Raw genomic sequence first — 26,272 nt, 5'->3', positions numbered from 1 at the left:
AAAGGGGTTAACGACAGTTGAAGCTTAAATCGAATCCAGTTCTCCGTAAATCAATGGAGACAACAGCTTATAGCGCCACGCCGATGACGAAAGCCGGTACGTGGTCGAAAGTGTTCACGTTACTCTTGCTCGTCACGGCAGCCGCCGGAACGACGTGGATGCTCGTGCCGACAATCGGGGAAGCATTGCTGTTTCCGCTCATGATCGGCTCGCTCATCCTTGGTTTGGTCTTGGCACTCGTCATCACGTTCAAACCGAGGACGGCTCCGGTCGTCGCGCCATTGTATGGTATCGTCGAAGGTGTATTCGTCGGGTTAATCTCGTACTTCTTCGAAGCGATGCTTCCGGGCATCGTTGGCCGTGCCGTGTTGACGACGTTCATCGTCGCGTTCGCGATGTGGTTCGTCTACTCGACGGGTCTCGTCAAAGTGACGCAAAAGTTCCGCGCCGGCGTCACGGCCGCGATCTTTACGGTCATGTTGCTCTATCTCGTTCAAATCGGGATGAGTTTCTTCGGTTCAGGACTCCCGTTCATGACGGGCTCGTCACCGCTCGCCATCGGCGTGCAATTTGTGATCGTCATCATCGCCTCGCTCGCGCTCGTGCTTGATTTCGACTATATCGCTCGTCAAGTCGAGAGCCGGGCTCCAAAAGAGCTCGAATGGGTCGCGGCGTTCGGTTTAATTGTGACGCTTATCTGGCTCTACATTGAAATTCTTGATTTACTGTATCGCCTCGCCATGCGCGACTGATCATCGGCCTTCGGGCCGGTGATTTTTTATGAAAAGAAAGGATGTGAAGCCGTCATCGAACCGATGATGGCGCGAATGCTATGAAAAAAGTGATTGTGATTGGATCAGGAATTGTCGGGATCTCGACCGCGTACCATCTGGCCGGACAAGCCGACGTCACCGTCATCGACCGGAAAGAAAAGGGTCGAGCGACCGACGCGGCGGCGGGCATCGTCTGTCCGTGGATCGCCCAGCGCCGGAACAAGGCTTGGTACGCGCTCGCTAAAGGCGGTGCGCACTACTACGCGACCGTCGTCGACGATTTGAAGCGAGAAGGGGAGACGGATACCGGCTATAAACGCGTCGGGACGCTCGCCTTGCACGAAGACAAAAAATTGAACGAGATGCAAGAACGGATGGTGCTACGCCGGGAAGAAGCCCCGGAAATCGGCGACTTGACCCGGTTGACTGCAGAAGAAGCGAGAGCATTGTTCCCGCCGCTCTCGGACGAATATGACGCCCTCCTCGTCGAAGGCGGGGCACGCGTCGATGGGGAGAAGTTAAGAGCGGCGCTCGAACGAGTCGCCGTGAAACGAGGCGTGACCTTGATTGACGGTTCGGCCGTCCTCGTTGAAGCGGACGGCTATCACGTCGAGTGTGACGGAGTCCGCTATGAGGCGGATGAGATCGTGCTCGCTTGCGGGGCGTGGTTGCCCGAGTTGATGGAGCCGATCGGCTACACGGCCCGTGTCGCTGGCGAGAAAGCGCAAATCGTGCACGTACAGCTGCCGGATACGGACGCGTCCGACTGGCCGGTCGTCATGCCGCCGCGGCGCCGCTATTTGCTCGGGTTCGAAGAAGGACGCATCGTCATCGGCTCGACGCATGAACGGGGCAAGGCGTTCGACACACGGCCGACGGCAATCGGAATTCATGAAGTGCTCTCGAAAGGGCTGGAATCGGCCCCGGGACTCGCCGAGGCCGAACTGATTGAGACGCGGGTCGGCTTCCGTCCGGTCACCCCGAACTCGATTCCGATTCTTGGCCGCGTGCCAGGTGCGGAGCAGTTGCTCGTCGCCAACGGTCTCGGGTCGTCCGGCTTGACGGTCGGTCCGTTCATCGGGAAAGTGCTCGCCGACCTCGTTCTGACCGGAGACTGCGAGCTTGACATGTCGCTTTATCCGATTGCGGAATCGGTGTTTAGAACGAAAGACAGCTAAGCATCAGAAAGGGGGTACGAATGCGGTACGAATTTGATTTGATGGATGATGAGAATGATGAGTTTGAGCAGCTGGCGGATAATGTTGGGACGGTACTTGTATTGGACCAAAATGGAGAAAGTGCAAGACAACAACCAAGAGTGATGATTTCATTGAGCCGAAATGCCATGATTGGGCTCGGCACAGAGTTGATTCGCATGGCCCACCGCTTTGAAGTCGGTCGACACGTTCATGTTGAACCGATGATGGAAGGACTGGTTTGTCAACGCATGGGCGTTTTCATGACGCCTGAAAGCTCGGAATTGATTATCGCCTGTGGAGACGAATTGGATGTGGATTCGTACATCCCCCCTGAACTTCAAGAGTAGCATCTCTTCTACTACGTTACCGGAATATAAAAAGTCGCCTCGCACTTCTTATACGTATAAGAAGTGCGAGGCGACTTTTAAGTTATTTCCGGATGATACCGTGAAGGAAAAATCGGAAATAGTCTTGCATCGATTCGGTCATCGGTGACGTCGACAGGCTCGGGTCGGATAAAATCGCCTGCTGCACGAGTTGAACGTAGCGTAAATACGAATCGGTCGACAGCTCCGGGTCGATGGCCCCGCTCGTCTTCCCGTACTCAATCAATTGCCGAAACGCGGCGTAGCCTCGTCCTGCCAACTGTTGCCACGATGCGTCCGCTTGAATCATCGTCGTGATCGCCTCATCGAACAGTCCTGCCGTCTCGATTTTTCGAGACAAAATCTCAATCAGCAATTGATCGAACGGAACATGGTCAGCGATTTGTGACTCGATCCATCCCATCTGTTCCTCCGTCATTTCGGTCAAAACGGCGACAATCACTTGTTCCTTCGACCCGAAATAGTTATAGATTGATACCGGTGAGACCGAGGCGGCGCGAGCGAGCTCGCTCACCGTGAAACGTGACTGTTTCTCGGACATCAGCCGAAAGGCCGCATCTAAGATTGCTCTCCGTTTTGTTTCGGTTCGTTTTGTGAATCCATCCATGATGACCCTCGCTTCAATGATGTTTTGTAATCAATATACCATTTCCATTTCAAAAAATAACGTGATATACTAGTTTTGTAATAATATATATAATAAATTTCAAAACTAAGGAGTGAGTACGATGATTCAAATTAAAGGACTGACGAAGCGTTTCGATCTGTCACACGGCATCTTTGACGTGTCGTTCACGGTCGAGCCGGGAACCGTGTTTGGATTTATCGGGCCCAACGGAGCGGGCAAATCGACGACGATTCGTCACTTAATGGGATTGCTCCATGCCGATTCCGGGATTGCCACCGTCATGGGACATGACTGCTGGAACGAGAGTGAGACGGTGAAGGCGCTTGTCGGCTATTTGCCTGGCGAGATCAATTATCCGCAGGACATGACCGGGGAAGATGTCATCCGGCTGACTCGAAAACTTCATGTGACGAGCGCTGAGCGCGAACGGACGTTGCGTGACGTGTTCGCCTTCGATACGTCACTCAAAGTGCGCAAGATGTCGAAAGGGATGAAACAAAAACTCGCCATCGTCACGTGTTTCATGAAAGATGTGCCGGTTTATATTCTCGATGAACCGACGAGCGGGCTCGACCCGCTCATGCAAGAGCGACTCGTCGACTGGGTCATTGCCGAGAAGAAGGCGGGCAAGGCGGTCTTGATGAGTTCCCACCACTTCCCGGAGATGGAGAAGACGTGTGACCGGGCCGCACTCATCCGTGACGGTCGGATGATTATCGAAGCGGAGATGTCAGAATTGAAACGGCATAGTCAGAAGACGTATCGGATCGAATTGAAGGACGAGGCGGCAGCCCAGCGATTGAGCGAAGAAATCGGTTCGCGTGACGGTGTGGTGGTCACCGTCACTTTATCGACAGTCGAAGAGTTGAACGACTTGATTCATCGACTCGTCCGTCATGATGTCCAGTCGTTGTCGAGCGGCACCGACGAACTCGAGCATCTGTTCATGCAATATTATGGGGAGGCGAAATAAATGGTTCTCATCTCGGCACTGTTTAAACAAAACCGGAGCTGGATTCTCGGGTACTCACTCGGAACGAGCCTCTACTTGTTCTTTTTGGCGGCAGTGTTCCCATCCATCCAAGAGACGGGGCTGATTGAAGGAAAGTTGGATTCGTTGCCACCGGAGTTGCTCGAAGTGTTCAAAATCGATCCGAACTTGGCGATGGACAACGTCATCAATCTGCTGGCGGGCAATTACTATGGGCTCATCTTTTACGTATTGGCCATCCTGTTCGCGCTCACATTCGCCTCACGGCTCATGGCTAAACCGGTCGATTCGGGTGAGGTCATGCTTTATTTGGCCGCACCGATTTCACGTGCTGGTTACGTGACGGCTAGTATGGTGTTGCTTGTGATCGCGAGTGGTATGCTCGTCGGGTTGAACGGGCTCAGTCTGATGCTCGCCAACGTGTTGTTTAATTTACAGATTGACATCGGCTTACTGTGGACGCTTCAGTTGAACGCAGGACTGATTCTAGTCGTCCTCGGTGCGCTCGCCTATGTGCTCGCAAGCCTGTTCGACGACAGCACACGGTCATATATGGTCACGGGTGGGATTTTCGCGCTCTTCTTGATGGCGAACGTCTTCTCGGGATTTAGTGACCAGCTCGACTGGTTGAATGCGCTGTCGATTTTCTCGTTGTTTGACGCCAACGCTCAAATCCAAGGCGAGTCAGCGTTTCGTTCTTTCATCTGGTTGGGGGGACTTCTCATCGTCGCAATGCTGTTGTCTTATGGACGTTTTACCCGAAAAGATTTGACGATTTAGTTTTTCGAAATAGAATGACGGGTATGATACAATCAGCTCGAACAGTTTTGAAAGGGGAATGATTGTATGCAACTCGCAACGTTACGCAACGGTGTCAAAATTCCAATGATCGGCTTTGGGGTATGGCAAGTCGACAACGAGACGGAGGCGCCACAGGCTGTCGCCGAGGCACTGAAAGTCGGATATCGCCATATCGATACGGCAGCCGTTTATAAGAATGAAGAAGGCGTCGCCAAAGGGATTCAAACATCAGGCGTCGCTCGTGAAGATATCTTTTTGACGTCGAAGATTTGGAATGAAGATATCCGCCAGCGCCGGACGAAAGAAGCGTTTGACGAATCACTCGCTCGACTCGAGACGGACTATTTGGACCTCTGCCTCCTCCACTGGCCAGTCGACGGGTTCGTCGAGGCATGGAAAGATTTGATCGACCTTTATGAGGCCGGGAAAATCAAGGCGATCGGCGTGTCGAACTTCAAAGAACATCATCTCGATACGTTGAAAGAAGCGGGTCTCATGACGCCGCTCATCAATCAGATCGAGTTGCACCCGCAACTGCCGCAACCGGACCTCGTTGAATACTGCCAAGACGAGGGCATTCAAGTCGAGGCATGGAGTCCGCTCATGCAAGGGAAGTTCCTCGATATCCCGACTTTCGCTGAAATCGCGGAGAAACACGGCAAGACGCCGGCGCAAGTCGTGCTTCGCTGGCATTTAGACACCGGGAATGTCGCACTTCCGAAATCGGTCACACCGCACCGCATTCAAGAGAATTTCGAAGTGTTCGACTTCGCGCTTGATGCGGACGACTTGGCGAAAATCGACGCCGTAGCGACACATGACCGCCTCGGTCCAGACCCGGACGAGATCGATTTCTAAACAATTGATGCTATTGTCCATGAACTGAGGTGGACGACTAAAATACCGAATGCGGTGACACTGCCGCTTCTTCGAGACGACTCCGGTTAACGCCGGAGTCGTTTTGTTATGTGTGTCCAGCGATTTATTCAGGAGCTAGTCCAGATGTGTATGAGCGTTGGCACATGGGTATAGAAAACTATGCTAATAAAGGAGGTGTCAGGTCTTCTTCGGAAGATCCTATTTATGGACTTATCAAAATGGCCATTAATCAACTGGCTGGCGTTTTTAGCGACAATCGTCATCAACTACTTCGCGAGCGGTGAAAACGCGGCCGTATCGGACCGAATCGACATTTACTTCAAACCGGCCGGCTACGCGTTCTCGATTTGGGGCGTGATTTATATCGCGCTCGCCGTCTGGCTTGTCTTGCAATTGAAGAAAGGGTCGGTTGCGAACCGGCAGGCGAACCGGATGAAAGCGGGCTTTCTCGTCTCGTGTATCTTGAACGGGCTCTGGTTACTTACGTTCACGAACGAATGGTTCATCGCCTCGCTCGTCGTCATGGTCGCATTTCTTGCGACGCTCGCCTGGCTCTATTACATCGCCTTCCGGACGTCGACAAGTTGGCTCGACCGGTTCCCGTTCTCGATTTACATCGGCTGGGTGTCCGTCGCGACGATCGTCAACGTGTTTGTCGTCATGAACCGGGAGCGGGTGACAACCTTGCTCGGGCTCGACGAACTCGCTTGGACGTCGCTCATGCTCATGGTCGGGGTTGTCCTCGCACTCGTCTTCATGTGGTGGCATCGTGACTTCATCTATCCGCTCGTCTTCGTCTGGGCATACATCGCCATCTTTGCACGAATTGACAATGCGACGCTCTACGTCGTCCTCGTCAGTGCATTGATTTTGCTCACTCTCGGCTATGTCGGCTTGATCATTTGGAAAAAACCACGGGCGTTCTTGCATCACTCACGAAAAACGGTTGAATAAGATCGAAAGCAGAAGCGGTAGCTCATAGGCTACCGTTTTTTTTGTGAGTTTATTTAAGTTCTTATGAACCTATATACCAATATATTTTATGGATAATTATTCTTTATGCATTATAACATGTTTTTGAAAATAGCTTGATAACGCTAATGAACACGCTTTCAAAAAGATATTCACTGAGTTGGATTATGCAGAATAGTATACAACCCCCTTGATTTATCAGAATATTTAGAACAAAATAAAATTTACGAAACAAGATCGAGAGAGAGGGGTTGATTCGATGAAGCGAACAGGCTTGTACGATTCACGATTCGAAAAAGACGCATGTGGCATTGGGCTATATGTCAACCTAAATGGAGAGAAGAAACACGACATTGTCAGTAAATCGCTATCGATGCTCTGTAAGCTGGAACACCGGGGCGGTCAAGGCGTCATCGATGCCGGAGACGGCGCGGGAATCATGACCGAGCTACCGCACGAATTGTTCCTCGAGACGATGAATTTGCCGACGCCAGGTCGCTATGCGGTCGGAATGGTCTTTTTCCAACCGGATGAGTCGAGACTGCAGGACAAGCAACGTCAAATGGAAGCGATCGCCGACGAGTTCGATTTTTCGACCATCAGTTGGCGTGAGGTACCGGTCAATCCAAACGCAATCGGTGTGCATGCTCGGGTGACGCAACCGACCATCTACCAATGGTTCATCGCGTGCCCGTTCGCCGACTACGATTCGAACGAACGAACGCTCTATCAGCTCCGACGGATGATTGAGAAGACCGAAGCGTTGAATCTGTACATGCCGAGCCTATCGACGAAGACGATCGTCTATAAAGGGATGCTCACGCCGGAACAGATCGAGCGTTTTTATCTCGATTTGCAGGCGCCGGCCTATAAGAGCACGTTCGGCATCGTCCATTCTCGTTTCTCGACGAACACGTTCCCTTCATGGGAACGGGCGCATCCGAACCGCATGATCGTGCATAACGGGGAAATCAATACGCTCCGCGGCAATATCGATGCGATGCGGGCACGCGAAGGCGTGACGTCGACCGATTTGTTCGAGGACGTCAATCTGCTATTCCCGGTCCTTCAAGAGACCGGCAGCGACTCGTCGATGCTCGACAACGCCTTCGAGTTTTTCACACGGACCGGACGTTCAATCGCCCATACGGCGATGATGCTCATCCCGGAGCCGTTCGCGGAAGTGAAAATAGACCCGTTTAAAAAAGACTTCTACCAATATCATTCGTCCATCATGGAGCCTTGGGATGGACCGACGGGCGTCGTCTTCACGGACGGTCGTCAAATCGGCGCCATCTTAGATCGGAACGGACTACGGCCGATGCGTTACATCGAGACGCTTGATGGCGAACTCATCTTGTCGTCTGAGAGCGGCGTCATTCCCGTACAAGCCGAAAACGTGAAGTCGAAACAGCGACTTCGCCCAGGCCAGCTCCTATTGATCGACCTGGAGTCGAAGCGACTCATCCCGGACGCGGAAATCAAACAGACGATTGCGCGGGCCGAGCCATACGGTAAATGGCTGAAGCAGATGACTAAGCTTGAAGAGTCTCCGGTCGAAGAGCCGTTCGTCGTCGACCTGCATCGCAAGCAACGTGCGTTCGGATACACGAAAGAAGATATCGAACAATATCTCGTCCCGCTCATCCTCGAGAAAAAAGATCCAATCGGTTCGATGGGTCATGACCAACCGGTCGCGGTCTTGTCTGAACGACCACGCTCGTTGTTCCATTACTTCAAACAGCACTTCGCCCAAGTCACGAACCCACCAATCGATGCGTTGCGAGAGAAAATTGTCACGGCGACATTTACGTGGCTTGGGCCTCAAGCGAACCCGGTCCACACCGGTCGCGGTCACGCCCGTCGTGTCTGGCTCAAACATCCGTTCCTCGATGCGGCCGCGATCGAACAAGTGAACGAGACGCTTCGCGTCGAACGGGTCGAGACGACATACGTTCACGACCTCGAGGCTGCCCTTGAGACGTTGTTCGAACGTGTCGAAGGGCTCGTCCGCGATGGGGCTGAAGTCATCGTCTTGTCGGATCGTGACATGAACGAAAACTTGTTGGCGATGCCATCGCTCCTCGTCTTGAGCGCCGTCCACCAACACTTGATTCGCGTCAACCTTCGCGCGTCGTGCAGTCTTGTCGCCGAAAGTGGCGAAGTACGAGAAGTCCACCAAGCGGCCGCCTTGATTGGGTACGGAGCCGATGCTGTTTATCCGTATCTCGCCTATGCGACGATTGCCGAGGTGGTCGAGGCCGGTCAACTGTCCTATTCGTTCGACGAGTCGGTCCGCCGCTATCAGACGGCGTCGGTCGACGGTATCGTCAAGATCATGTCAAAGATGGGGATCTCGACCGTGCAAAGTTATCGCGGGGCACAAATCTTTGAGGCGGTCGGCATTGACCGTGCCTTGATTGAACGCCATTTCCGAGGAACGACGTCACAATTGTCCGGTGTCGGTTTCACCGAACTCGAGGAAGAGTCGCGCCGGCAGCATGAATCCGCCTATAAGCGCGAACGACCGCTCGAGGCCGGAGCCGACTTCCAATGGCGCGCCGACGGGGAAGAGCACGCCTTCAACCCGAAGACGATTCACTTGCTCCAGCGTGCCTGCCGTGAGAACGAGCGCCGGTATTATGACGCTTACGTCAAACTCCACGAATCGTCAGGCCAATTCTTGCGTCAATTGTTCGCGTTTAAACAGCAGGATGCCGTCCCGCTCGACGAAGTCGAATCGGTCGCCTCGATCGTCAGCCGCTTCAAGACGGGGGCGATGTCGTTCGGTTCCCTTTCGAAAGAAGCCCACGAGACGCTCGCCATCGCTATGAACCAAATCGGCGGCAAGAGCAACTCAGGGGAAGGCGGGGAGGACCGGAATCGGTTCACCCCTGATGAGGACGGTAGTGAACGCGTCAGTCGCATCAAGCAAGTCGCGAGTGGTCGTTTCGGTGTGACGGCCGAATATTTGTATCACGCCGATGAGATTCAAATCAAGATGGCGCAAGGTGCGAAGCCGGGTGAGGGTGGACAATTGCCTGGGAACAAAGTATATCCATGGGTCGCCGAAGTGCGCGGCTCTGTCCCAGGCGTCGGACTCATCTCGCCACCGCCACACCATGACATCTATTCGATTGAAGATTTGGCCCAACTCATCTTCGACTTGAAGCACGTCAACCCGAACGCAAAAATCAGTGTCAAACTCGTCTCGAAGTCAGGCGTCGGGACGATCGCCGCCGGTGTCGCCAAGGCGAACGCCGACACGATCGTCATCAGTGGCTATGACGGAGGGACCGGGGCGTCACCACGGACATCAATCAAGCATACGGGACTCCCGTGGGAGCTCGGTCTGCTCGAGACGCACCAGACGCTCGCGTTGAACGGACTCCGAGGCCGCGTCACGCTCGAGACCGACGGTAAGCTCATGACTGGACGTGATATCGTCCTCGCCGCCATCTTCGGCGCCGAAGAATACGCGTTCGCGACGGCGCCGCTCGTCGTCCTTGGCTGTATCATGATGCGGGCGTGTCACCTCGACACGTGTCCGGTCGGTGTCGCCACACAAGACCCCGCTTTGCGCGCGAAGTTCATGGGCAAACCCGAACACGTCGTCAACTTGATGACGTTCCTCGCCGAAGACGTGCGGGAGATTTTAGCCTCGCTCGGCGCGAAATCGCTCCGTGACGTCATCGGCCGGACCGATTTGTTAGAGGAAAGCGTCTGGAAACAAGAACATCCGAAAGCGAGAACACTTGATTTGGCACCGATGCTATCGATTCCGACGGCGTTGCCGGAAAAAGAGGAACTGCCGCATCCGGCCTATCAGTCGTACGACCATCGCAAACTGATCCCGGCCGTATCACGCTCGATCAAGTCGCTTCAACCGACGTTCTTCGTCGGCCGCGTCCGCAACACGGACCGCGCCGTCGGGACGATGCTCGGGCATGAAGTGACGAAAGTGCATGGCAACGTCGGTCTCGCCGAGGATACGATTTCACTTCGCCTCAGCGGATCGGCCGGCCAAAGCTTAGGGGCGTTCCTGCCGAACGGGATCACGATCTCGGTCATCGGCGACGCGAATGATTACGTCGGGAAAGGTTTGAGCGGCGGAAAGCTCGCCGTCATCGCCGAGAAACATGCCCCGTTTGAAGAGAGCGAACAAGTCATCGCTGGGAACGTCTGTCTGTATGGCGCGACGTCGGGGATGGCATTCTTCAACGGTCATGTTGGAGAACGGTTTGCCGTCCGGAACTCCGGTGCCGTCGCCGTGACTGAAGGCGTCGGCGACCATGGCTGTGAGTATATGACCGGTGGCACGGTCGTTGTCCTTGGGGGTGTCGGACGCAACTTTGGGGCCGGGATGTCGGGCGGGGTCGCCTATCTGTACGGGGACCAAGCGTACGAACAACTCGTCAACGAAGAGCTCGTCTCGGTCGACCGTGAGTTGACCGACGAGGATGCCGAACAGATTTACGCGCTACTCGAGATGCACCAGTTCCATACGGACAGTGTCAAAGCGAGAGCCGTGCTCGAGGCGTTCGACCAAGAACGCAAACGCTTCGTCAAAATCGTACCGCGTGACTATGCGAACGTGCTTGACGTCATGCGTCACATCGAGGCGACGCGTCCGGAATTGAGTGACGCCGACCGCGCCCTCGAACTATTCCGTGTCGTGACTGAAGGAGGGGGAGTATGAGACATAAATTTATCGATATCCCACGACAGACATTACCTGAACGCTCTGTCCTTGAACGGATTCATGATTACAATGAATACGCGTCTCGGATGGAAGACGAACCAATCGTCAAACAAGCCGAGCGCTGCATGGATTGCGGCACCCCGTTCTGTCACGTCGGGGACATGATCGGCCAAGAGACGATCGGCTGTCCGATTCATAACTTGATTCCCGAGTGGAACAAGCTCGTCTCGGACCAAGATTGGTATCGTGCTTACGAACGATTGATGGAGACGAACAATTTCCCGGAGTTTACGGGACGTGTCTGTCCGGCCCCGTGTGAAGGGTCGTGTACGCTCGGCATCAGTGAGGATCCGGTCGCCATCAAATCGATCGAACGGACGATCATCGATCGGGCGTTCGAGGAAGGTTGGGTCAAGCCGCGTCACGTCAAGAAACGGACCGGACATCGTGTCGCCATCATTGGCAGCGGGCCGGCCGGACTCGCGGCGGCCGATCAATTGAACCAGCTCGGCCATGCGGTCACGATTTATGAGAAAGCGGACGAGGCGGGCGGGCTGTTGTTCTATGGCATCCCGAACATGAAGCTCGAGAAAGACGTCGTCCGGCGTCGTGTACGTCTGCTCGAGGCGGAGGGGATTCGCTTCAAGACGGGCTTCAACGTCGGAACCGACGTGACGATTGAGTCACTCCGTCACACGTACGATGCCGTCATTCTTGCGACGGGCGCACAGAAACAACGGACGCTTGGCATCGATGGGGATGATGCCACAGGCGTCGAGCCGGCGATGGATTATTTGACCGAAGCGACGCGTACGCTCGGCGGGAAATCGCTCGACGCCCGATATGACGCGAACGGAAAAGACGTCATCGTCATCGGTGGCGGGGACACGGGCGCGGACTGCGTAGCGACGGCGATCCGTCAAGGCGCCAAGTCAGTGACGCAGTTCGGGAAACACCCGGAGAAAGGTATGTTCCGGGCACCGGAGAAGCCATGGCCGCTCCAACCGGACACGTTATCGACCGATTACGCCTATGCGGAAGCGATCGAACACTTCGACCGTGACCCGCGCACGTATTTGATTCGCTCGAACCGAGTCATCAAAGAAGGGGATCGTATCGTCGGTATTGAGACGGAACGGATGGAGAAAATCGTCAAACCGGACGGACAGGCGACGTTCTTCGTCGTCGACGGTTCGGTCGAGACGTATCCGGCCGATCTCGTGCTTGTCGCCATCGGGTTCGAACGACCAGAGCGAGAGCTCCGTAAGGTCGGCATCGAGGCGAACCATGACTATACGTCGAACGTCGAGGGTGTGTTTGTCGCAGGGGATGCGCGACGGGGACAAAGTTTGATTGTTTGGGCAATCCGAGAAGGTCGCGAAGTCGCGGATACCGTCGACGGATACTTGAACACTTGTCAACAACAGCTAAAAACTTCATCATAAAAAGGAGCGACGAATTCGTCGCTCCTTTTTACATGGACATTTAGGAGGAGTCAGAGATGATTATAGAAATCCTCATGTATACCGGGATTTGGTTTTTACTCGTGCTCGTCTTGCTCGGCACGATTTATGCGCGGCGCAATCGGAAGTGATTACAACACCATGGCGGCAATCAAGCCGAAGACGATGAGCGGGATGTTGTAGTGGAGGAACGTCGGCCATACCGTCTCACGCAAGTGGTCGTGTTGACCGTCGGCGTTCAAGCCGCTCGTTGGTCCGAGCGTCGAGTCACTCGCCGGGCTACCGGCGTCACCGAGTGCCCCGGCCGTACCGATGATGGCGATTGTCGCCTCGACAGAGAAACCGTATTGGATGCAAAGCGGGACGAAGATGGCCGCGATGATTGGAATCGTCGAGAAACTCGAACCGATTCCTAGCGTGATCACGAGTCCGACGAGGAGCATGACGAGCGCGGCGACAAATTGTGAGTCGCCCATGATGCCGCTTGCACCACTGACGAGCGGATCGATGGCACCGGTCGCGCGGATGACGGCGGCAAAACCGCTCGCTGCGATCATGACGAAGCCGATGAAAGCCATCATGCGCATGCCGCTCGTGAAGATGTCGTCCGCCTCTGACCAAGGGATGAGGCGAAGCAACGTCAACAGTATGAGTCCTGAGACGGCCGAGGCGATCATCGATTCGGTCTGAAGTTGAACGATGAGCACGACGAGGACGACGGCGGCGGTGAGCCAAATCTTGAGCGGGCTCAACGTCCGAATTTCATAGTCGGTAGGACCGAGTTGAATCGTATCGTACGTCCGCGGCTTCCGGTAGTGGAAGAAGGCAGTGATGAGACCGACGAGCATCCCGAGCGCCGGGATGGCCATGATGCTGACAATATTGACATCACCGACGGCCATGCCGTTCGTTTCCACGTTCGGCAGCAAAATCTCATTCAAGTAAATGCCGCCGAATCCGACCGGAAGTAACATATACGGCGTGACGAGACCGAACGTGAGGATTGTCGCCACGAGCCGGCGGTCGAGCTTCAACTCGTTAAACAGCACGAGGAGCGGCGGGATGACGATCGGGATGAACGCGATGTGAATCGGTAAAGCGTTCTGCGAACTGATGGCTAGTAATAAGAGGAACGATAGCAATAGCGCCTTGACGCGCGCCACGCTCTTACCGGTGACGTCGCGACCTGACATGCCGATCAATTTTTCAGCCAGGACATCCGGGAGTCCCGTTTTTGATAGACCGACGGCAAACGCACCGAGCAACGCGTAACTGAGGGCGATGGTAGCCCCTCCGCCAAGACCGTCACTGAAGGCGGTCAACGTGTCGTTGAACCCGAGACCTCCGACGAGACCACCGACGATTGCGGCGAGGATGAGCGACAAGACGATGTGCACTCGACTGATCGCGAGCGCGAATAATACGATAACAGCTAATAAGACAGCATTCATCAATTCCAACACCTTTCTTTCAAAACTCTTTCTCTTGTTATCACTTTAATATGATAAAGACTTTTGAAATTTAACATACGTGTTTCGGGTTGTCAAATCGATTGTTCAAAAAAAGCGATAACTCCGAAAAGTTATCGCTCGTTCATGATCATTCAACGTTATGGTACACCTGGCGCACGTCTTCGAGATCTTCGAGGACGTCGAGCAGTTTTTCAAACTGTTCCTTCGATTCGTCGTCGAGGGCGATCTCGTTTTGTGGCAACATCGTCAACTCGGCGACTTCGAACGTCTCGATGCCCGCCGCTTGGAACGCGGTCTGGACGGCGTGGAACGCTTCTGGCTCCGCATAGACGATGATCGTTTCATCTTCTTCGATAACGTCACGAACGTCGAGGTCATGCTCCATCATGAGTTCAAGTACGTCGTCGGCGCTCATGCCGCTGACACCGATGACGGCCGTCGCGTCAAACATGTAGGCGACCGATCCGCTGACACCCATGTTGCCGCCGTTTTTGCCGAAAGCGGCGCGGACTTCAGACGCCGTCCGGTTGACGTTGTTCGTGAGCGTGTCGACGATGAGCATCGAGCCGTTCGGTCCGAACCCTTCATAGCGGAGTTCATCGAAGTTCTCTTCGTCGCCGCCTTTCGCCTTGTCGATGGCGCGGTCGATGATGGCGCGAGGGACGTTGTACGTCTTCGCCCGTTCGACGACGAACTTGAGCGCTTGGTTTGATTCTGGATCTGGTTCCCCTTGGCGGGCGGCTACGTAGATTTCACGGCCGAACTTCGCATAGATGCGACTCGTATTGGCGTCTTTTGACGCTTTTTTCTCTTTAATGTTGTTCCATTTACGACCCATTACATGTCATCTCTCTTTCCATTGTTCGATTGATTCATCCTCGATTATATAAGAAGACGTGGATATTGACGAGCAAAAATCATCCCTCGCTCTTATCCATCTTCTCGACGATCTCCGTCAACGTCTTCAAGCTGTCAATCAATCGATCTGTCTCTTCCTCGTCTAAAAAAGCGAGGCGGTCCTCGAACAAGCGTCGAAACGAGTCACGACGCTCGCGAAGCACGAGCTCACCTTTGTCGGTCAACTGATTCCAGATGACGCGGCGGTCACGCTCGTCCGGGACGCGGGTGATGTAGCCCTCGTCGACGAGCTTCGTGATGAGCGGCGTCACGTTCGGCGGTGCGATCGATAACGTCTCGCTGATGTGTCCATTCGTCACGGCGCCTTCATCTTCAATCAGCATGAGCAGATGAAAGTGGGAAAAGTTCAAGTTTGGGATTTGCGGGAGGTCGGAACGGCGTAACAACTTCCTACGGATTAATGGGATCAGTTTCACGAACTGATCGGCTGCGTCTTGTCTCGGCATAGTCATGTCACTTCCTAATTAGGTTCTTTCTTCATTATACACGACCGAGGGCGGGGTGGACGACCAATCCTTGACACGTGACAAATCACACAGCACATCGGACAAACAAGCGTCATATTATATGTAAGCGTTTACATTTGTTAGACGTCATCTTTTCATGAAAACGCATACGATTTTACTGAGCGTCCTCTCAAAAAGCAAGACCTATCCTCATTCTTAAAAAAAATATTGTGAAAGAGTTCACATTGTTGTCACGCACAAATTGCCGAAAACGTTGTATTCTATGAATGTGAAGGAAAGCACAAACTCTTATCAAACCACTGATCGCCCCGTGCTCTCCATCAAGTCAGCAGTATAAGCTCTCATTCATGAGGAGGAACCTAACATGGCAGTTAAAGAGAAAGCAGTAGTGGAAACATCAGCAGAACAGATGGTCGACACGCTCGTCACACGAGCACATACAGCGCTCGACACGTTAATGACGTTTGATCAAGAGAAAATCGATGCGATCGTTCAAGCGATGGCACTCGCTGGTCTCGAACAACACGTCGCACTCGCTAAACATGCATATGAAGAAACTGGTCGCGGTGTGTTTGAAGATAAGATGATCAAAAACATCTTTGCGACAGAATATATTTATAACTCGCTCCGTGGTGAGAAGACGGTCGGCGTCATCGAAGACGATGAGCAAAACGGCATCACGTACATCGCTGAACCAGTCGGTGTCGTCGCCGGGGTCACACCGGTCACGAACCCGACATCAACAACCATGTTCAAAGCAATCATCGCCATCAAAACACGTAACCCGATCATCTTCGGTTTCCACCCGTCGGCACAACAGTGTTCAAGTGAAGCAGCACGCATCCTCCGTGACGCAGCCATCGAAGCCGGTGCACCGGAACATTTGATCCAATGGGTTGAAAAACCGTCACTCGACGCGACGAAAGCACTTATGAACCACCCAGGAGTCGCCATGGTCCTCGCAACAGGCGGTGCGGCGATGGTCAAATCAGCGTACTCGACTGGTAAACCGGCACTCGGCGTCGGTCCTGGTAACGTTCCAGCCTACATCGACAAGACAGCAAAAGTGAAACGTGCCATCTCGGATGTCATCTTGTCGAAAACGTTTGATAACGGCATGATCTGTGCATCTGAACAAGCGATCATCGTCGACCAAGAAGTATATGAAGAAGTGAAAGCAGAAATGACGGCGCTCGGTTGCTACTTCTGCTCACCAGAAGAGAAAGCAAAACTCGAGACACTCGTCATTAAAACAGACTCATGTGCGGTCAACCCTGAAATCGTCGGGAAGCCTGCAGCCTGGATTGCCGAGAAAGCTGGACTCACAGTCCCAGCCGACACGAAGATCTTGATTGCCGAACTCGAGACGGTCGGTGCGACAGAGTTGCTCTCACACGAGAAACTTAGCCCAGTACTCGGAGCCTACAAAGTCCAATCACGTGAAGAAGGATTCGCGATCGCTGAGAAGATGCTTGAAATCGGTGGTCTCGGTCATACGGCAGCGATCCACTCGACTGACGACGACGCCATCCTCGCATTCGGACTCCGGATGAAAGCTTGCCGCATCATCGTCAACTCTCCAACGGCACACGGCGGCATCGGTGACCTCTATAACGAAATGACACCATCACTCACACTCGGTTGTGGGTCGTACGGTAAAAACTCCGTCTCTGAGAACGTGACGGCGAAACATCTACTCAACGTGAAAAAGGTGGCGAGACGTCGCGTGAACATGCAATGGTTTAAAGTCCCTGAAAAGATTTACTTTGAGAAAAACTCGGTCCAATACCTTCAATCGCTCACATCGAAAAAACGGGCGATGATCGTCACGGATGAAATGATGGTCAAACTCGGTTTTGCCGATAAAGTCGTGAAAAACTTGCCGGCTGGCGTCGAGTACCGCATCTTCGACCAAGTCGAGCCAGACCCATCGGTTGAGACGGTCATGCGTGGTGCCGAAGCGATGCGTCACTTCCAACCGGATATGATTATCGCACTCGGTGGTGGATCACCGATGGATGCTGCGAAAGGTATGTGGCTCTTCTACGAACGCCCAGAAGAGAAGTTCTCGAACCTTCGTCAAAAGTTCATGGATATCCGCAAACGGACGTACAAATTCCCGACGCTCGGCAACAAGTCGATGTTCGTCGCCATCCCGACGACATCTGGTACGGGTTCTGAAGTGACACCGTTCACAGTTATTACGGATAAGAAACGCAACGTCAAATACCCGATCGCTGACTATGCGATCACACCAGACGTCGCCATCGTCGATCCTGAGTTCGTCATGACGGTCCCAGCATCGATCACGGCTGATACAGGTATGGACGTCTTGACACACGCCATCGAAGCGTACGTCTCGGTCATGGCTAACGATTATACAGACGGACTCGCGCTTCGTTCGATGAAGATGATCTTCGACTATCTCCCGAAAGCGTATGAGAACGGCAGTGACGCCGAAGCGCGTCAGAAAGTGCATAACGCATCGACAATGGCGGGTATGGCGTTCGCGAACGCGTTCCTCGGCATCAACCACTCGATCGCACACAAAATCGGTGGCGAGTTCCACGTCCCACACGGACGGACGAACGCAATCCTCATGCCGCACGTCATCCGCTACAACGCGACGCGTCCATCGAAACTCGCGGCGTTCCCGAAATATGAGTCATTCATCGCCGACGAGCGTTACGCTGAAATCGCGCGCTACCTCGGACTTCCAGCCAGCACGACGGAAGAAGGCGTCGAGTCGCTCATCCAAGCGATCATCGAGCTCGGTCAGCGCTTGAACATTAAGCTCTCGTTCAAAGCCCAAGGCATCAAGAAAGCGGACCTCGACGCGAAAATCGACAAGATGGCAGTCGACGCGTTCGAAGACCAATGTACGACGGCTAACCCGAAAATGCCGCTCGTCGAAGAATTGAAAGAGATCATGTACGCTGCTTACGAAGGCGTATAAGCAACGAAAGGCGACCACTCAAACGAGTGGCCGCCTTTTTCATGCAAAGAGGGAGAGTCCCATGAACAAGAGGATGATGAATAAAACGATGACGTTTAACCAGACGACAAACTTGATGGCGATTTCGGCCCACCTTATTTCTTTTAACCCAAAATAGAGAAGAGTTGTATAGAAAACGAGACCGCCGACAAGTTGGAACGGGGAGGATGCGACAGATCCGGTATCATATGCATGTAGTACTGTATTGAACAGGGCCAAGAGGAGAAAAGCGTATAAGTAGCGTTTTTTCGTTCGCTGTTGATTCGGATAAACTTGATTCATATGTGGCACCAACCGTCTTCTAATACATTATTTTAATTCTTTTGTAATCATACCATTTTCAAGAAAGGCGAGACGAAGAAAAAAGATGGATACGTTTTCTGCGTTCACTCATAACCAGTGAGATTGACCGAGTGAGACTGAAGCACAGGAAAGCTATCCAAATCCCATGGTTTCCGATAGCTGGGACGAGCAATATGATTACGATTGCAAAGACAGTGAACGCATAGATGAGCGAATTCCGAACGGGCCGAGCGTCTCCGATTCCGGCAAAGATACCTTCATACAACATGGCCAATCCTGCGACGAGCGGATAAATCAGAATCCACATATAGTACGACTCAATCGTCGAACGAAGCGTCGCATTCTCGGTAAAAATCCGAATGATTCCATTCTGTCCCGCCGACAGCAATATGGTGATGCCAATCGTTGACCAGATCAAAAAACGAAAACCGATGTGGACCGTGAGGCGATAGGCATCTTTCGATTTCTGTCCAATCGCACGACCGGTCAAGACAGTGGATGCTTGTCCGATGCCACTGAACCAATAGGCGATTAAGTACTGCAATTGGAACAAGATGGAATTCGCGCTCAACGTCTCGACGCCTTGTCTGGCACCGAGTGAAGTGAACCAGCCTGTCATGAGTAGCAAGAAAATGGTGCGGATGAACAAGTCACGGTTGACGGTCAAATAGGTGATGTAAGAGCCAGCGTTCATCAAGTCACGCGCATTTTGTGAAGAAAACATGATGCGCCCTTGTACGAACAGCCATCCCAATCCGAACGTCATCACTTCTGACAAACTTGTCGCAAGAGCAATCCCGGCAACCGGGTTCTCGAACAGATGGATGAACCATACGTCTAAGAGGATGTTCAGGAGGTTGCCCCCGACTTGGATGACCAAGGCGGTCCGCACGCTCCCATGTCCAATCAGCCAGCCGAGGAGGACGTATGTGCCAAGCACGAATGGAGCGGCATAGAGTCGTGTCGTGATGTACGTCCGAACGGAGTCGGCCATGGACGAATCAGTCACAAAAAGATGGATTGCCGTTTCACGAATCGGGATGAGCAGCAAGAGAAAACTGATTCCGACGACAAACGCGATGACGAGCGGACGGAACAAGCTCATCTGAACGAGTATCGAATCATTTTTCCCGAGTGCTTGCGCCGTGAAACCACTCGTGCTGATTTTTAAAAACCCGAATAGCCAATAGAGCGTGTTGAATACGACTGCGCCGATGGCGACCGCACCAATCGCGGTCAATTGACCCGTGTTCGCAATGACGATTGTATCGACAACACCAAGCAACGGGGTCGAGAAACCGGCGAGCACGAGCGGATAAGCGATGAGCCAAAATGATTTAGTTGAGACCATTCAAAAAACGACCTTTCTCGACGAAGGCGTCACGCAGTTCAATCGTGTAAGGGTGACGCGAACCGTCGAATAATTCATGGCAATGGAACGCATCAACAATCATCCCTTCGGACAAGACGAGGATACGGTCACACAATTTAGACACGACCGATAAATCGTGAGAGATGATTAAAAACGCCGTGGATTGGTCGCGATGATAGGACTGTAGCATCTCGACGATATGATGTTGGGTGAGCGTGTCGAGCGCTGTAGTCGCTTCGTCTAACAGAACGAGTTGAGGATTGAGGCTAAGTGACCTGGCGATGGCGGCCCGTTGCTTTTGTCCTCCACTCAACTCTCGTGGATACGAAGTCATGCATGCGTGTGGAAGTTGCACGATATCACATAAATGGGCCAACTTGGTCGCTTCTTCACTCGGTTCAATCATTCGGAAATGACGAAGCGGCTCCAAAATTGAGTCTGTTAGCGTCCATCGCGGATTGAATGACTCGGAGCTATCTTGAAACACGGCTTGAACGCGTTGCCTCATTGACTTGATTTCTTTACGTGAAGCGGTCTGCCAAGACAGGTCACGCAAGCGAATCTCGCCCGCATCGATTGACTCCAGTCCGAGAATACATCGGGACAATGTGCTCTTCCCACTTCCGCTCGCCCCAATCAAACCGACCGATTCGCCAGCCTGAACCGTGAACGTCACGTCACGTAGCACGGGCTGGTCATTATAGTTCTTCGAGACGTTTTTAACGTGTAATAACATGTTCGAGTCGATCCTTCCGTTTTAAAACTGGTGCCGCCTGAAGTAAGGATTTGGTGTACGGGTCCGTCGAGGTGAGTAGGTGTTCGCGGTCTCCTGCGTCGACGATGCGTCCGTCTTTCATGACGAGAATGTGGTTGGCATAGGTCATCGCCTCGGCCAAGTCATGGGTGACCCACAGCATGCTCGACGTTTGCCCGATCATCGCCTTCAACCATTCGGTGACCTGCCGAGCCGTCAATACGTCGAGCGCGTTCGTGATTTCGTCTGCGATGATGAGCTTCGGCTGAAGAATACTCGCGAGCAACAGGCAAAACCGCTGCAACTGACCGCCGCTCAGCTCGCCCGGATAGCGAGACAATAGTACTTCCGATAAATGAACTTCGGCCATGATGGCACGGATTCGGTCTTCGTCGTACGCCTGGTCATGACTGGCGAACAAATCTCGAATATGCGCATCCATCGTCAAGAACGGGGCGAACGACGTCGTATACTGTTGTGGGATATAGCCAATCTCGCATCCGTAAATTGAACACGTGTTACTAGCCGCTTCGATCTCTTGGTCGTTCCAAAAAATCGACCCGGTCGACTGAAGCGTGGCTGGAAGCATCTGCAGAATCGATTTGACGAGAAGCGATTTGCCGCTCCCGCTTGCGCCAACGAGGCAGACCCATTCGTTTCGTTCGATGGCGAGGGAGACGTCTTGTAGAAGTAAACGCTCGCCTTGCTTGATGGAAAGGTGATCGATGAGTAACATACGTTTCCTCCTACTTCTTAAATTTGAAAATGACGTGTCAACTTTGCCGAGAGTCTCGTCGACCCGATAATGGTCAACACGATACATAATGCCGGCCAAAAAACGAGCATTGGGTTCGTTGCAAGATAATGCCGTCCTTCACTGATCATTCCGCCCCACTCAGGTAAAGGCAATTGGACGCCCAATCCGATGAAAGAGAAGGCGGAGATGAGCAAGATGACCTTTCCGAGGTCGAGACTCATGACGACGAGAATATGCGGACAGACGGCAGGCAGCACGTGCCGGAGGGCGATCTTCGGTTTCGTAAGACCGTTCACGCGCGCAGCGAGAACGTGTCTTTTCGTGCTCTCTTGCAAGACGAGCGTATGCACGAGCCTCGTATAGGACGTCCACTTAATCAAACTGATGGCGAGCACAAGGCTTTGAATGCTTGGACCTAAGACTCCGGCGAACACGATGGCGAGTACGGTATCGGGAAAGATGATGGTCGCATCTGTCACTTTTGTGACGATTGGTTCCAATCTGCGATAGACGAATCCGCTCATCGTGCCTAATATAACGCCAATCGTCGCTGTGACGAGGACAATGGCAGTACTCAATCCGACCGTGATCCCGCCTGCGAGAAGAAGTCGCGAAAAAATGTCTCGACCTAAATGATCGGTGCCGAGTAGGTTCTGTTGCGACGGTTCGGCGAGTCGATTCGTCACATCCGTCACGAACGGGTCAGCCCTCGAGGTCATCGCATACAGCACGGCAAAAAATAAGCATCCGCAAATGATGAAAAAGTACTTTTTCATCGCGACACATCCTTTCGGTAAAGGTGAGGTTGGAGCAGACGTAACATTCCATTGGTCACAAGGTTGACGCTCGCGACTAAACAAGTTGTGAAGACCAGATAGCCTTGTAAAACTGGGAAGTCGCGCCGCAATACAGAATCCACCATCAATTTGCCTACCCCGGGATAGGCGAACAACACTTCGAGTACGACGACACCACCCATAAGACTTGCCACGCTCACGCCGAACATTGAGATGACAGGCGGTAACGCTGCGCGGGCGATATAGCGAATCAATACCGTTCTGGAACAGATTCCGCGAACTCTCGCCATCGTGACGTAATCAGACGCTATCACGTCGAGTAAGGTCGACCGGATGAGCCGGATGTAGACACCGCCTACGGCAATCCCTAAGGTCAGAGACGGTAAGATCAGACTGTCCCAACCGTTTCGACCCATCACGGGAAACCATTGAAGGGACACGGCGAACACATACATCATGACCAATCCGATTAAAAAGCTTGGGACCGATGATCCGACGATTGACAGTCCCGTCGCGAGCTTGGCAGAGACAGACTTTGGTTGGAACGCACTGACGGTGCCGAGCGGCACGGCGAGCCCAATCGCCACAAAGATCCCTCCGGCGGCAAGTTCGAACGTAGCAGCATAGTTGTCCATAAACAATTGAGTCACCGGTTGTCCCGTGATGAGCGAGTTTCCTAAATTCAATTGCAAAACTTGCTTGAGCCAATTCACGTATTGGACCCAAACCGGAGCAGTGAACCCTAGCTCCTCGCGGAGGCGGTCAATCTCGTCGACATCGACGTTCAATTCATCGACTTTTAGTAAATAGAGGACGGGGTCCCCCGGAACGAGACGGAGAAGCAGGAAACTGAAAAAAGTGAAGACTAGAAAGGCTAGTCCCCACTCAAGTGATTTACGTGCCACGAATCGCTTCATCTCACAACACTTCCAAGTCTTTTGTGATCATATAATATTCACTCTTTTCAGTGACCCACCCACGGACGTTGTCTTTCAAAGCGACATTTGTTGAAGGGTGGACCAAGAAGGAATTGATGACGCGCTCATCGACATATTGTGCGATCCCTTCGGTCATTTGGTCGCGTTGATCACGGTCGACCGTCTGATTCAAGCGGTCAATCATCTGTGTCAGCGCCGTATCTTCTACACCGCTGAAATTCAATGCACCGTCGGGATGGAACGTGGCGTTCAAATAATAGCCGCCATCGCCGCGAGGTGCGGTCAAGTTGCTATACGTCGCCAAGTCCCAATCTCGCTCGGATGCCATATATTCTTCGGGTGTGTCAATCATTTGAATATCGATGGTAATCCCGACTTGTTTTGCATCAGATTGAATCAACTGTGCGATGAGCGGTAAATCAGGACGGGCGTTATACGTCAACAGTTTCAACTGGACCGGGTTACCGTCTTTCGTCAATAACCCATCAACCTGCTCATAACCGTCTTGTTCAAGCAAGTCGGCAATGTCTTCCGCCTCATCAGAAGGGTAGGCAGGGGCAAACGGGAACGATGGTAAGAACGGCCCGACAGCAGGTGAGGCGTAGCCGTTCAAGATGCCGTCAACGATTTGCTCGCGGTTGATGAGCGAGTCGATGAGTCGACGCATGGCAAGTGACTGCATGTGTTCACGTTCCAGGTTCATCGTCAGTTGATGGACACGGAACGTTTCGGCTTTATCGACGATGAGCCCGTCCTGTTCTAATGTGTCGATCATCTCGATTTCGGGACGATAGACGATATCTGCTTCGCCGGACCGGAGCGCCATCGTCCGCGAGCCCGGATCTTCATTGAACGTGAACGTCACCGTATCGAGTTTCGGCTGTCCGTCCCAGTAGGCGTCATGTCGTTCCAGTTGAATGTTCGAGCCAGGTTGGAACGACGTCACGTGATAAGGGCCGGTCCCGACAGGTTTTTGATCGATGGCATTATCCGCCGTGACATCGATGATCGATGTGTTCGGATGGACGAGTTCATTGACGAGTTCTGGATATGGTGTGGTCGTCTCAATGAGGAGGCTTGATGCTTCCGACGTGATTGATTTGATGCGCAACGCGCTACGTAACCCGACATTCTCTTCGATGGAGCGGTCGAGTGAACGTTTGACCGCCTGTGCGTCGAGCAGCTTTCCATTGTGGAACGACACGTTTTCTCGTATGTAAATGCGCCACGTCGTTTCATTCACTTGTTCGAACGATCGGGCGAGCCAAGGATAGACGGATAACGTCTTATCATTCAGTTTGAACAGTGTTTCGGTAACGCCGGCTCGAAGCGGCACGTAGCTAGAGTCACGATGCGGGTCGAGTGATTGCGTCGAGAAATTATAGACGAAATGCAAATGCTGATTGCTTTGGCTTGAGTCGTTGCAGGCGGATAGAAATAGGAAAGGGATTACACATATAACTGCAAGGAAATATTTCATAGAGTCTACATCCTTCTTTCAAATTGTAATGATTACGCATTACATCATAGCGTAATGATTACGATGTATCAACGACTATTTTTCTGATGGATTATAGGAGGTCTTACGATATGGAGTTGACTTGATATGTGTTAGATGATGTCATCGGTCGTCACATGAATCGAGTGATGGACTACTCGTTTTACTCGAAACACGTCTGATTGTCCGTTATGATGAAAGGGGAGGCGATACGATGGAACGACAACTAAACGTGACAACAAATTATGGACAACTGGCTGGTACATGGCTGACCCATGACGAGCCGAGGAAGACGGTCGTCTTGCTCAGCGGGAGCGGGCCGAGCGACCGAGACGGCAACGTCGGTCCGGTCCAGTTCAATACGTATAAAAAATTGGCGGAGGCGCTGTTCGAGATGGGCGTCAACGTCTATCGCTATGACAAGCAAGGCATCGGTGCGTCGGAAGGTGACTTCAATAAAGTCGGGCTGCATGATTTATTGACGGACGCGATCGATGTCGTCCATGAAATAAAACGTCAGCCTGAAGTGAGTGACGTCTATGTGCTCGGGCATAGCGAAGGGGCAGTCATCGCCCCGGCGGTCCAGCTCGACACGAATGCGGCCGGACTAATCCTTCTCGCCGGGTTCAACGACTCGTCGAAGAAGATGTTCCTCCATCAGGCCGACGCGCTGGCGAAAGAAATCGGATCGGTCAAGGGGCTGAAAGGCATGTTTTACCGATTGACCGGCGTGCCGAAAAAAGTTCGCCAGCGTCAAGACGACCTGCTCGAACGGTCGCTGCGGACGAACGTCGCCGCCTTCAAGTACCGCGGCCAAGTCGTCAACGCCAAATGGATTCGCGAGCATGCGTCGTATGACGTCCGCGAACGGCTCGAACACGTGCGGGTCCCGGTGCTCGCCCTGACCGGTGATCGCGACGTCCAAGTCCCACCGGAGCATGTCCATTCGATTCGGACGAAAGGGGACGTCGACAGCCACATCATTCACGATATGAACCACTTGCTCGTCGAACGGACGAGTCCGCACGCCCTCCTCACGTTGCATAAGGAATATCGGGACGCCATTGAAGCGCCACTTCACCCCGAACTCATCCGCCGCTTGAACGATTGGTTGATGAAACGATAACGAACTGTCAAAAACGGTCACTTAGTGACCGTTTTTTATGTTATAATTGTGACAATGTAAAAAATATTGGATGTTTTTGAA

The 26,272-nt window shown here is 52.9% G+C and carries 22 protein-coding genes; 11 read left to right on the top strand and 11 right to left on the bottom strand.

Features of this window, described 5'->3' with window-relative positions:
• The first annotated feature begins 17 nt into the window (after window positions 1–17).
• From NMQ00_RS08535 to NMQ00_RS08525, 3 genes are all read left to right on the top strand, one after another.
• Window positions 18–752 carry a Bax inhibitor-1/YccA family protein gene (locus tag NMQ00_RS08535; RefSeq protein WP_034777443.1) on the top strand — a complete coding sequence of 245 codons (735 nt, stop codon included), beginning with the start codon at window positions 18–20 and terminating at the stop codon, window positions 750–752.
• An 80-nt stretch (window positions 753–832) separates the two neighbouring features.
• Window positions 833–1,951, top strand: a complete 1,119-nt coding sequence (locus tag NMQ00_RS08530) for an NAD(P)/FAD-dependent oxidoreductase (RefSeq protein WP_255176356.1) — start codon at window positions 833–835, stop codon at window positions 1,949–1,951.
• 20 nt (window positions 1,952–1,971) lie between these two features.
• Window positions 1,972–2,319, top strand: coding sequence for a hypothetical protein (locus NMQ00_RS08525; protein WP_255176355.1), 348 nt, complete (start codon window positions 1,972–1,974; stop codon window positions 2,317–2,319).
• An 82-nt stretch (window positions 2,320–2,401) separates the two neighbouring features.
• On the opposite strand, the gene NMQ00_RS08520 is transcribed toward NMQ00_RS08525, so the two are convergent.
• Window positions 2,402–2,965: a TetR/AcrR family transcriptional regulator gene (locus NMQ00_RS08520; protein ID WP_255176354.1), complete on the bottom strand. Its 564-nt coding sequence runs from the start codon at window positions 2,963–2,965 to the stop codon at window positions 2,402–2,404.
• 121 nt (window positions 2,966–3,086) lie between these two features.
• Here NMQ00_RS08520 and NMQ00_RS08515 point away from each other — a divergent pair, with 121 nt between their 5' ends.
• From NMQ00_RS08515 to NMQ00_RS08490, 6 genes are all read left to right on the top strand, one after another.
• Entirely contained in the window at window positions 3,087–3,959 is an 873-nt protein-coding gene (locus NMQ00_RS08515; RefSeq protein WP_255176353.1) for an ABC transporter ATP-binding protein, read from the top strand.
• Window positions 3,960–4,757 (top strand): ABC transporter permease subunit, encoded by a 798-nt coding sequence (locus NMQ00_RS08510; RefSeq protein ID WP_255176352.1) that lies wholly within the window; start codon window positions 3,960–3,962, stop codon window positions 4,755–4,757.
• A 66-nt stretch (window positions 4,758–4,823) separates the two neighbouring features.
• Window positions 4,824–5,636 (top strand): aldo/keto reductase, encoded by an 813-nt coding sequence (locus NMQ00_RS08505; protein ID WP_255176351.1) that lies wholly within the window; start codon window positions 4,824–4,826, stop codon window positions 5,634–5,636.
• Between the two features lie 225 nt (window positions 5,637–5,861).
• Window positions 5,862–6,611, top strand: coding sequence for a TspO/MBR family protein (locus NMQ00_RS08500; protein WP_255176350.1), 750 nt, complete (start codon window positions 5,862–5,864; stop codon window positions 6,609–6,611).
• Between the two features lie 277 nt (window positions 6,612–6,888).
• On the top strand, window positions 6,889–11,328 hold the full coding sequence (gene gltB / locus NMQ00_RS08495; protein ID WP_255176349.1) for a glutamate synthase large subunit: 4,440 nt from the start codon (window positions 6,889–6,891) through the stop codon (window positions 11,326–11,328).
• A complete protein-coding gene (locus NMQ00_RS08490) occupies window positions 11,325–12,776 on the top strand; it encodes a glutamate synthase subunit beta (protein ID WP_255176348.1) in 1,452 nt (483 codons plus the stop codon). Before gltB ends, NMQ00_RS08490 begins: the two co-directional genes overlap by 4 nt.
• Before the next feature lie 149 nt (window positions 12,777–12,925).
• On the opposite strand, the gene NMQ00_RS08485 is transcribed toward NMQ00_RS08490, so the two are convergent.
• The 3 genes from NMQ00_RS08485 to NMQ00_RS08475 all read right to left on the bottom strand — a co-directional run bounded on the left by NMQ00_RS08485 (window position 12,926) and on the right by NMQ00_RS08475 (window position 15,630).
• Complete coding sequence (locus NMQ00_RS08485; RefSeq protein WP_255176347.1) at window positions 12,926–14,245, bottom strand: Na+/H+ antiporter family protein; 1,320 nt, start codon at window positions 14,243–14,245, stop codon at window positions 12,926–12,928.
• A 148-nt stretch (window positions 14,246–14,393) separates the two neighbouring features.
• The gene (locus NMQ00_RS08480; RefSeq protein WP_255176346.1) at window positions 14,394–15,104 is read right to left on the bottom strand and encodes a YebC/PmpR family DNA-binding transcriptional regulator; all 711 of its coding nucleotides are present in this window, start codon (window positions 15,102–15,104) and stop codon (window positions 14,394–14,396) included.
• A 79-nt stretch (window positions 15,105–15,183) separates the two neighbouring features.
• Window positions 15,184–15,630, bottom strand: a complete 447-nt coding sequence (locus NMQ00_RS08475) for a MarR family winged helix-turn-helix transcriptional regulator (RefSeq protein WP_034777458.1) — start codon at window positions 15,628–15,630, stop codon at window positions 15,184–15,186.
• A gap of 385 nt (window positions 15,631–16,015) precedes the next feature.
• Between NMQ00_RS08475 and adhE the strand changes: the two genes are divergently transcribed.
• On the top strand, window positions 16,016–18,607 hold the full coding sequence (gene adhE, locus NMQ00_RS08470) for a bifunctional acetaldehyde-CoA/alcohol dehydrogenase (RefSeq protein WP_255176345.1): 2,592 nt from the start codon (window positions 16,016–16,018) through the stop codon (window positions 18,605–18,607).
• Between the two features lie 39 nt (window positions 18,608–18,646).
• Here adhE and NMQ00_RS08465 read toward each other — a convergent pair whose 3' ends face one another.
• The 7 genes from NMQ00_RS08465 to nikA are packed head-to-tail and all read right to left on the bottom strand — an operon-like array spanning window position 18,647 to window position 25,047.
• Window positions 18,647–18,928, bottom strand: coding sequence for a hypothetical protein (locus NMQ00_RS08465; RefSeq protein ID WP_255176344.1), 282 nt, complete (start codon window positions 18,926–18,928; stop codon window positions 18,647–18,649).
• Window positions 18,929–18,986: 58 nt separating this feature from the next.
• Window positions 18,987–20,300 carry an MATE family efflux transporter gene (locus NMQ00_RS08460; protein WP_255176343.1) on the bottom strand — a complete coding sequence of 438 codons (1,314 nt, stop codon included), beginning with the start codon at window positions 20,298–20,300 and terminating at the stop codon, window positions 18,987–18,989.
• Entirely contained in the window at window positions 20,287–21,057 is a 771-nt protein-coding gene (locus NMQ00_RS08455) for an ABC transporter ATP-binding protein (RefSeq protein WP_255176342.1), read from the bottom strand. The genes NMQ00_RS08460 and NMQ00_RS08455 overlap by 14 nt, the downstream gene beginning before the upstream one ends.
• The gene (locus NMQ00_RS08450; RefSeq protein ID WP_255176341.1) at window positions 21,041–21,811 is read right to left on the bottom strand and encodes an ABC transporter ATP-binding protein; all 771 of its coding nucleotides are present in this window, start codon (window positions 21,809–21,811) and stop codon (window positions 21,041–21,043) included. Before NMQ00_RS08450 ends, NMQ00_RS08455 begins: the two co-directional genes overlap by 17 nt.
• A 17-nt stretch (window positions 21,812–21,828) precedes the next feature.
• On the bottom strand, window positions 21,829–22,608 hold the full coding sequence (locus NMQ00_RS08445) for an ABC transporter permease (protein ID WP_255176340.1): 780 nt from the start codon (window positions 22,606–22,608) through the stop codon (window positions 21,829–21,831).
• Window positions 22,605–23,546: an ABC transporter permease gene (locus NMQ00_RS08440; protein ID WP_255176339.1), complete on the bottom strand. Its 942-nt coding sequence runs from the start codon at window positions 23,544–23,546 to the stop codon at window positions 22,605–22,607. The genes NMQ00_RS08445 and NMQ00_RS08440 overlap by 4 nt, the downstream gene beginning before the upstream one ends.
• 1 nt (window position 23,547) lies before the next feature.
• Window positions 23,548–25,047, bottom strand: a complete 1,500-nt coding sequence (nikA, locus tag NMQ00_RS08435; protein ID WP_369696441.1) for a nickel ABC transporter substrate-binding protein — start codon at window positions 25,045–25,047, stop codon at window positions 23,548–23,550.
• 232 nt (window positions 25,048–25,279) lie between these two features.
• Here nikA and NMQ00_RS08430 point away from each other — a divergent pair, with 232 nt between their 5' ends.
• Window positions 25,280–26,191, top strand: a complete 912-nt coding sequence (locus NMQ00_RS08430) for an alpha/beta hydrolase (RefSeq protein WP_255176337.1) — start codon at window positions 25,280–25,282, stop codon at window positions 26,189–26,191.
• Window positions 26,192–26,272: the final 81 nt, after the last annotated feature.

Origin of the sequence: Exiguobacterium aurantiacum, from assembly GCF_024362205.1 — a bacterium.
Taxonomy (GTDB): Bacteria; Bacillota; Bacilli; order Exiguobacteriales; family Exiguobacteriaceae; genus Exiguobacterium; species Exiguobacterium aurantiacum_B.
Note: the sequence above shows the minus strand (reverse complement) of the source record. Positions and strands in the feature narration are given on the sequence as shown.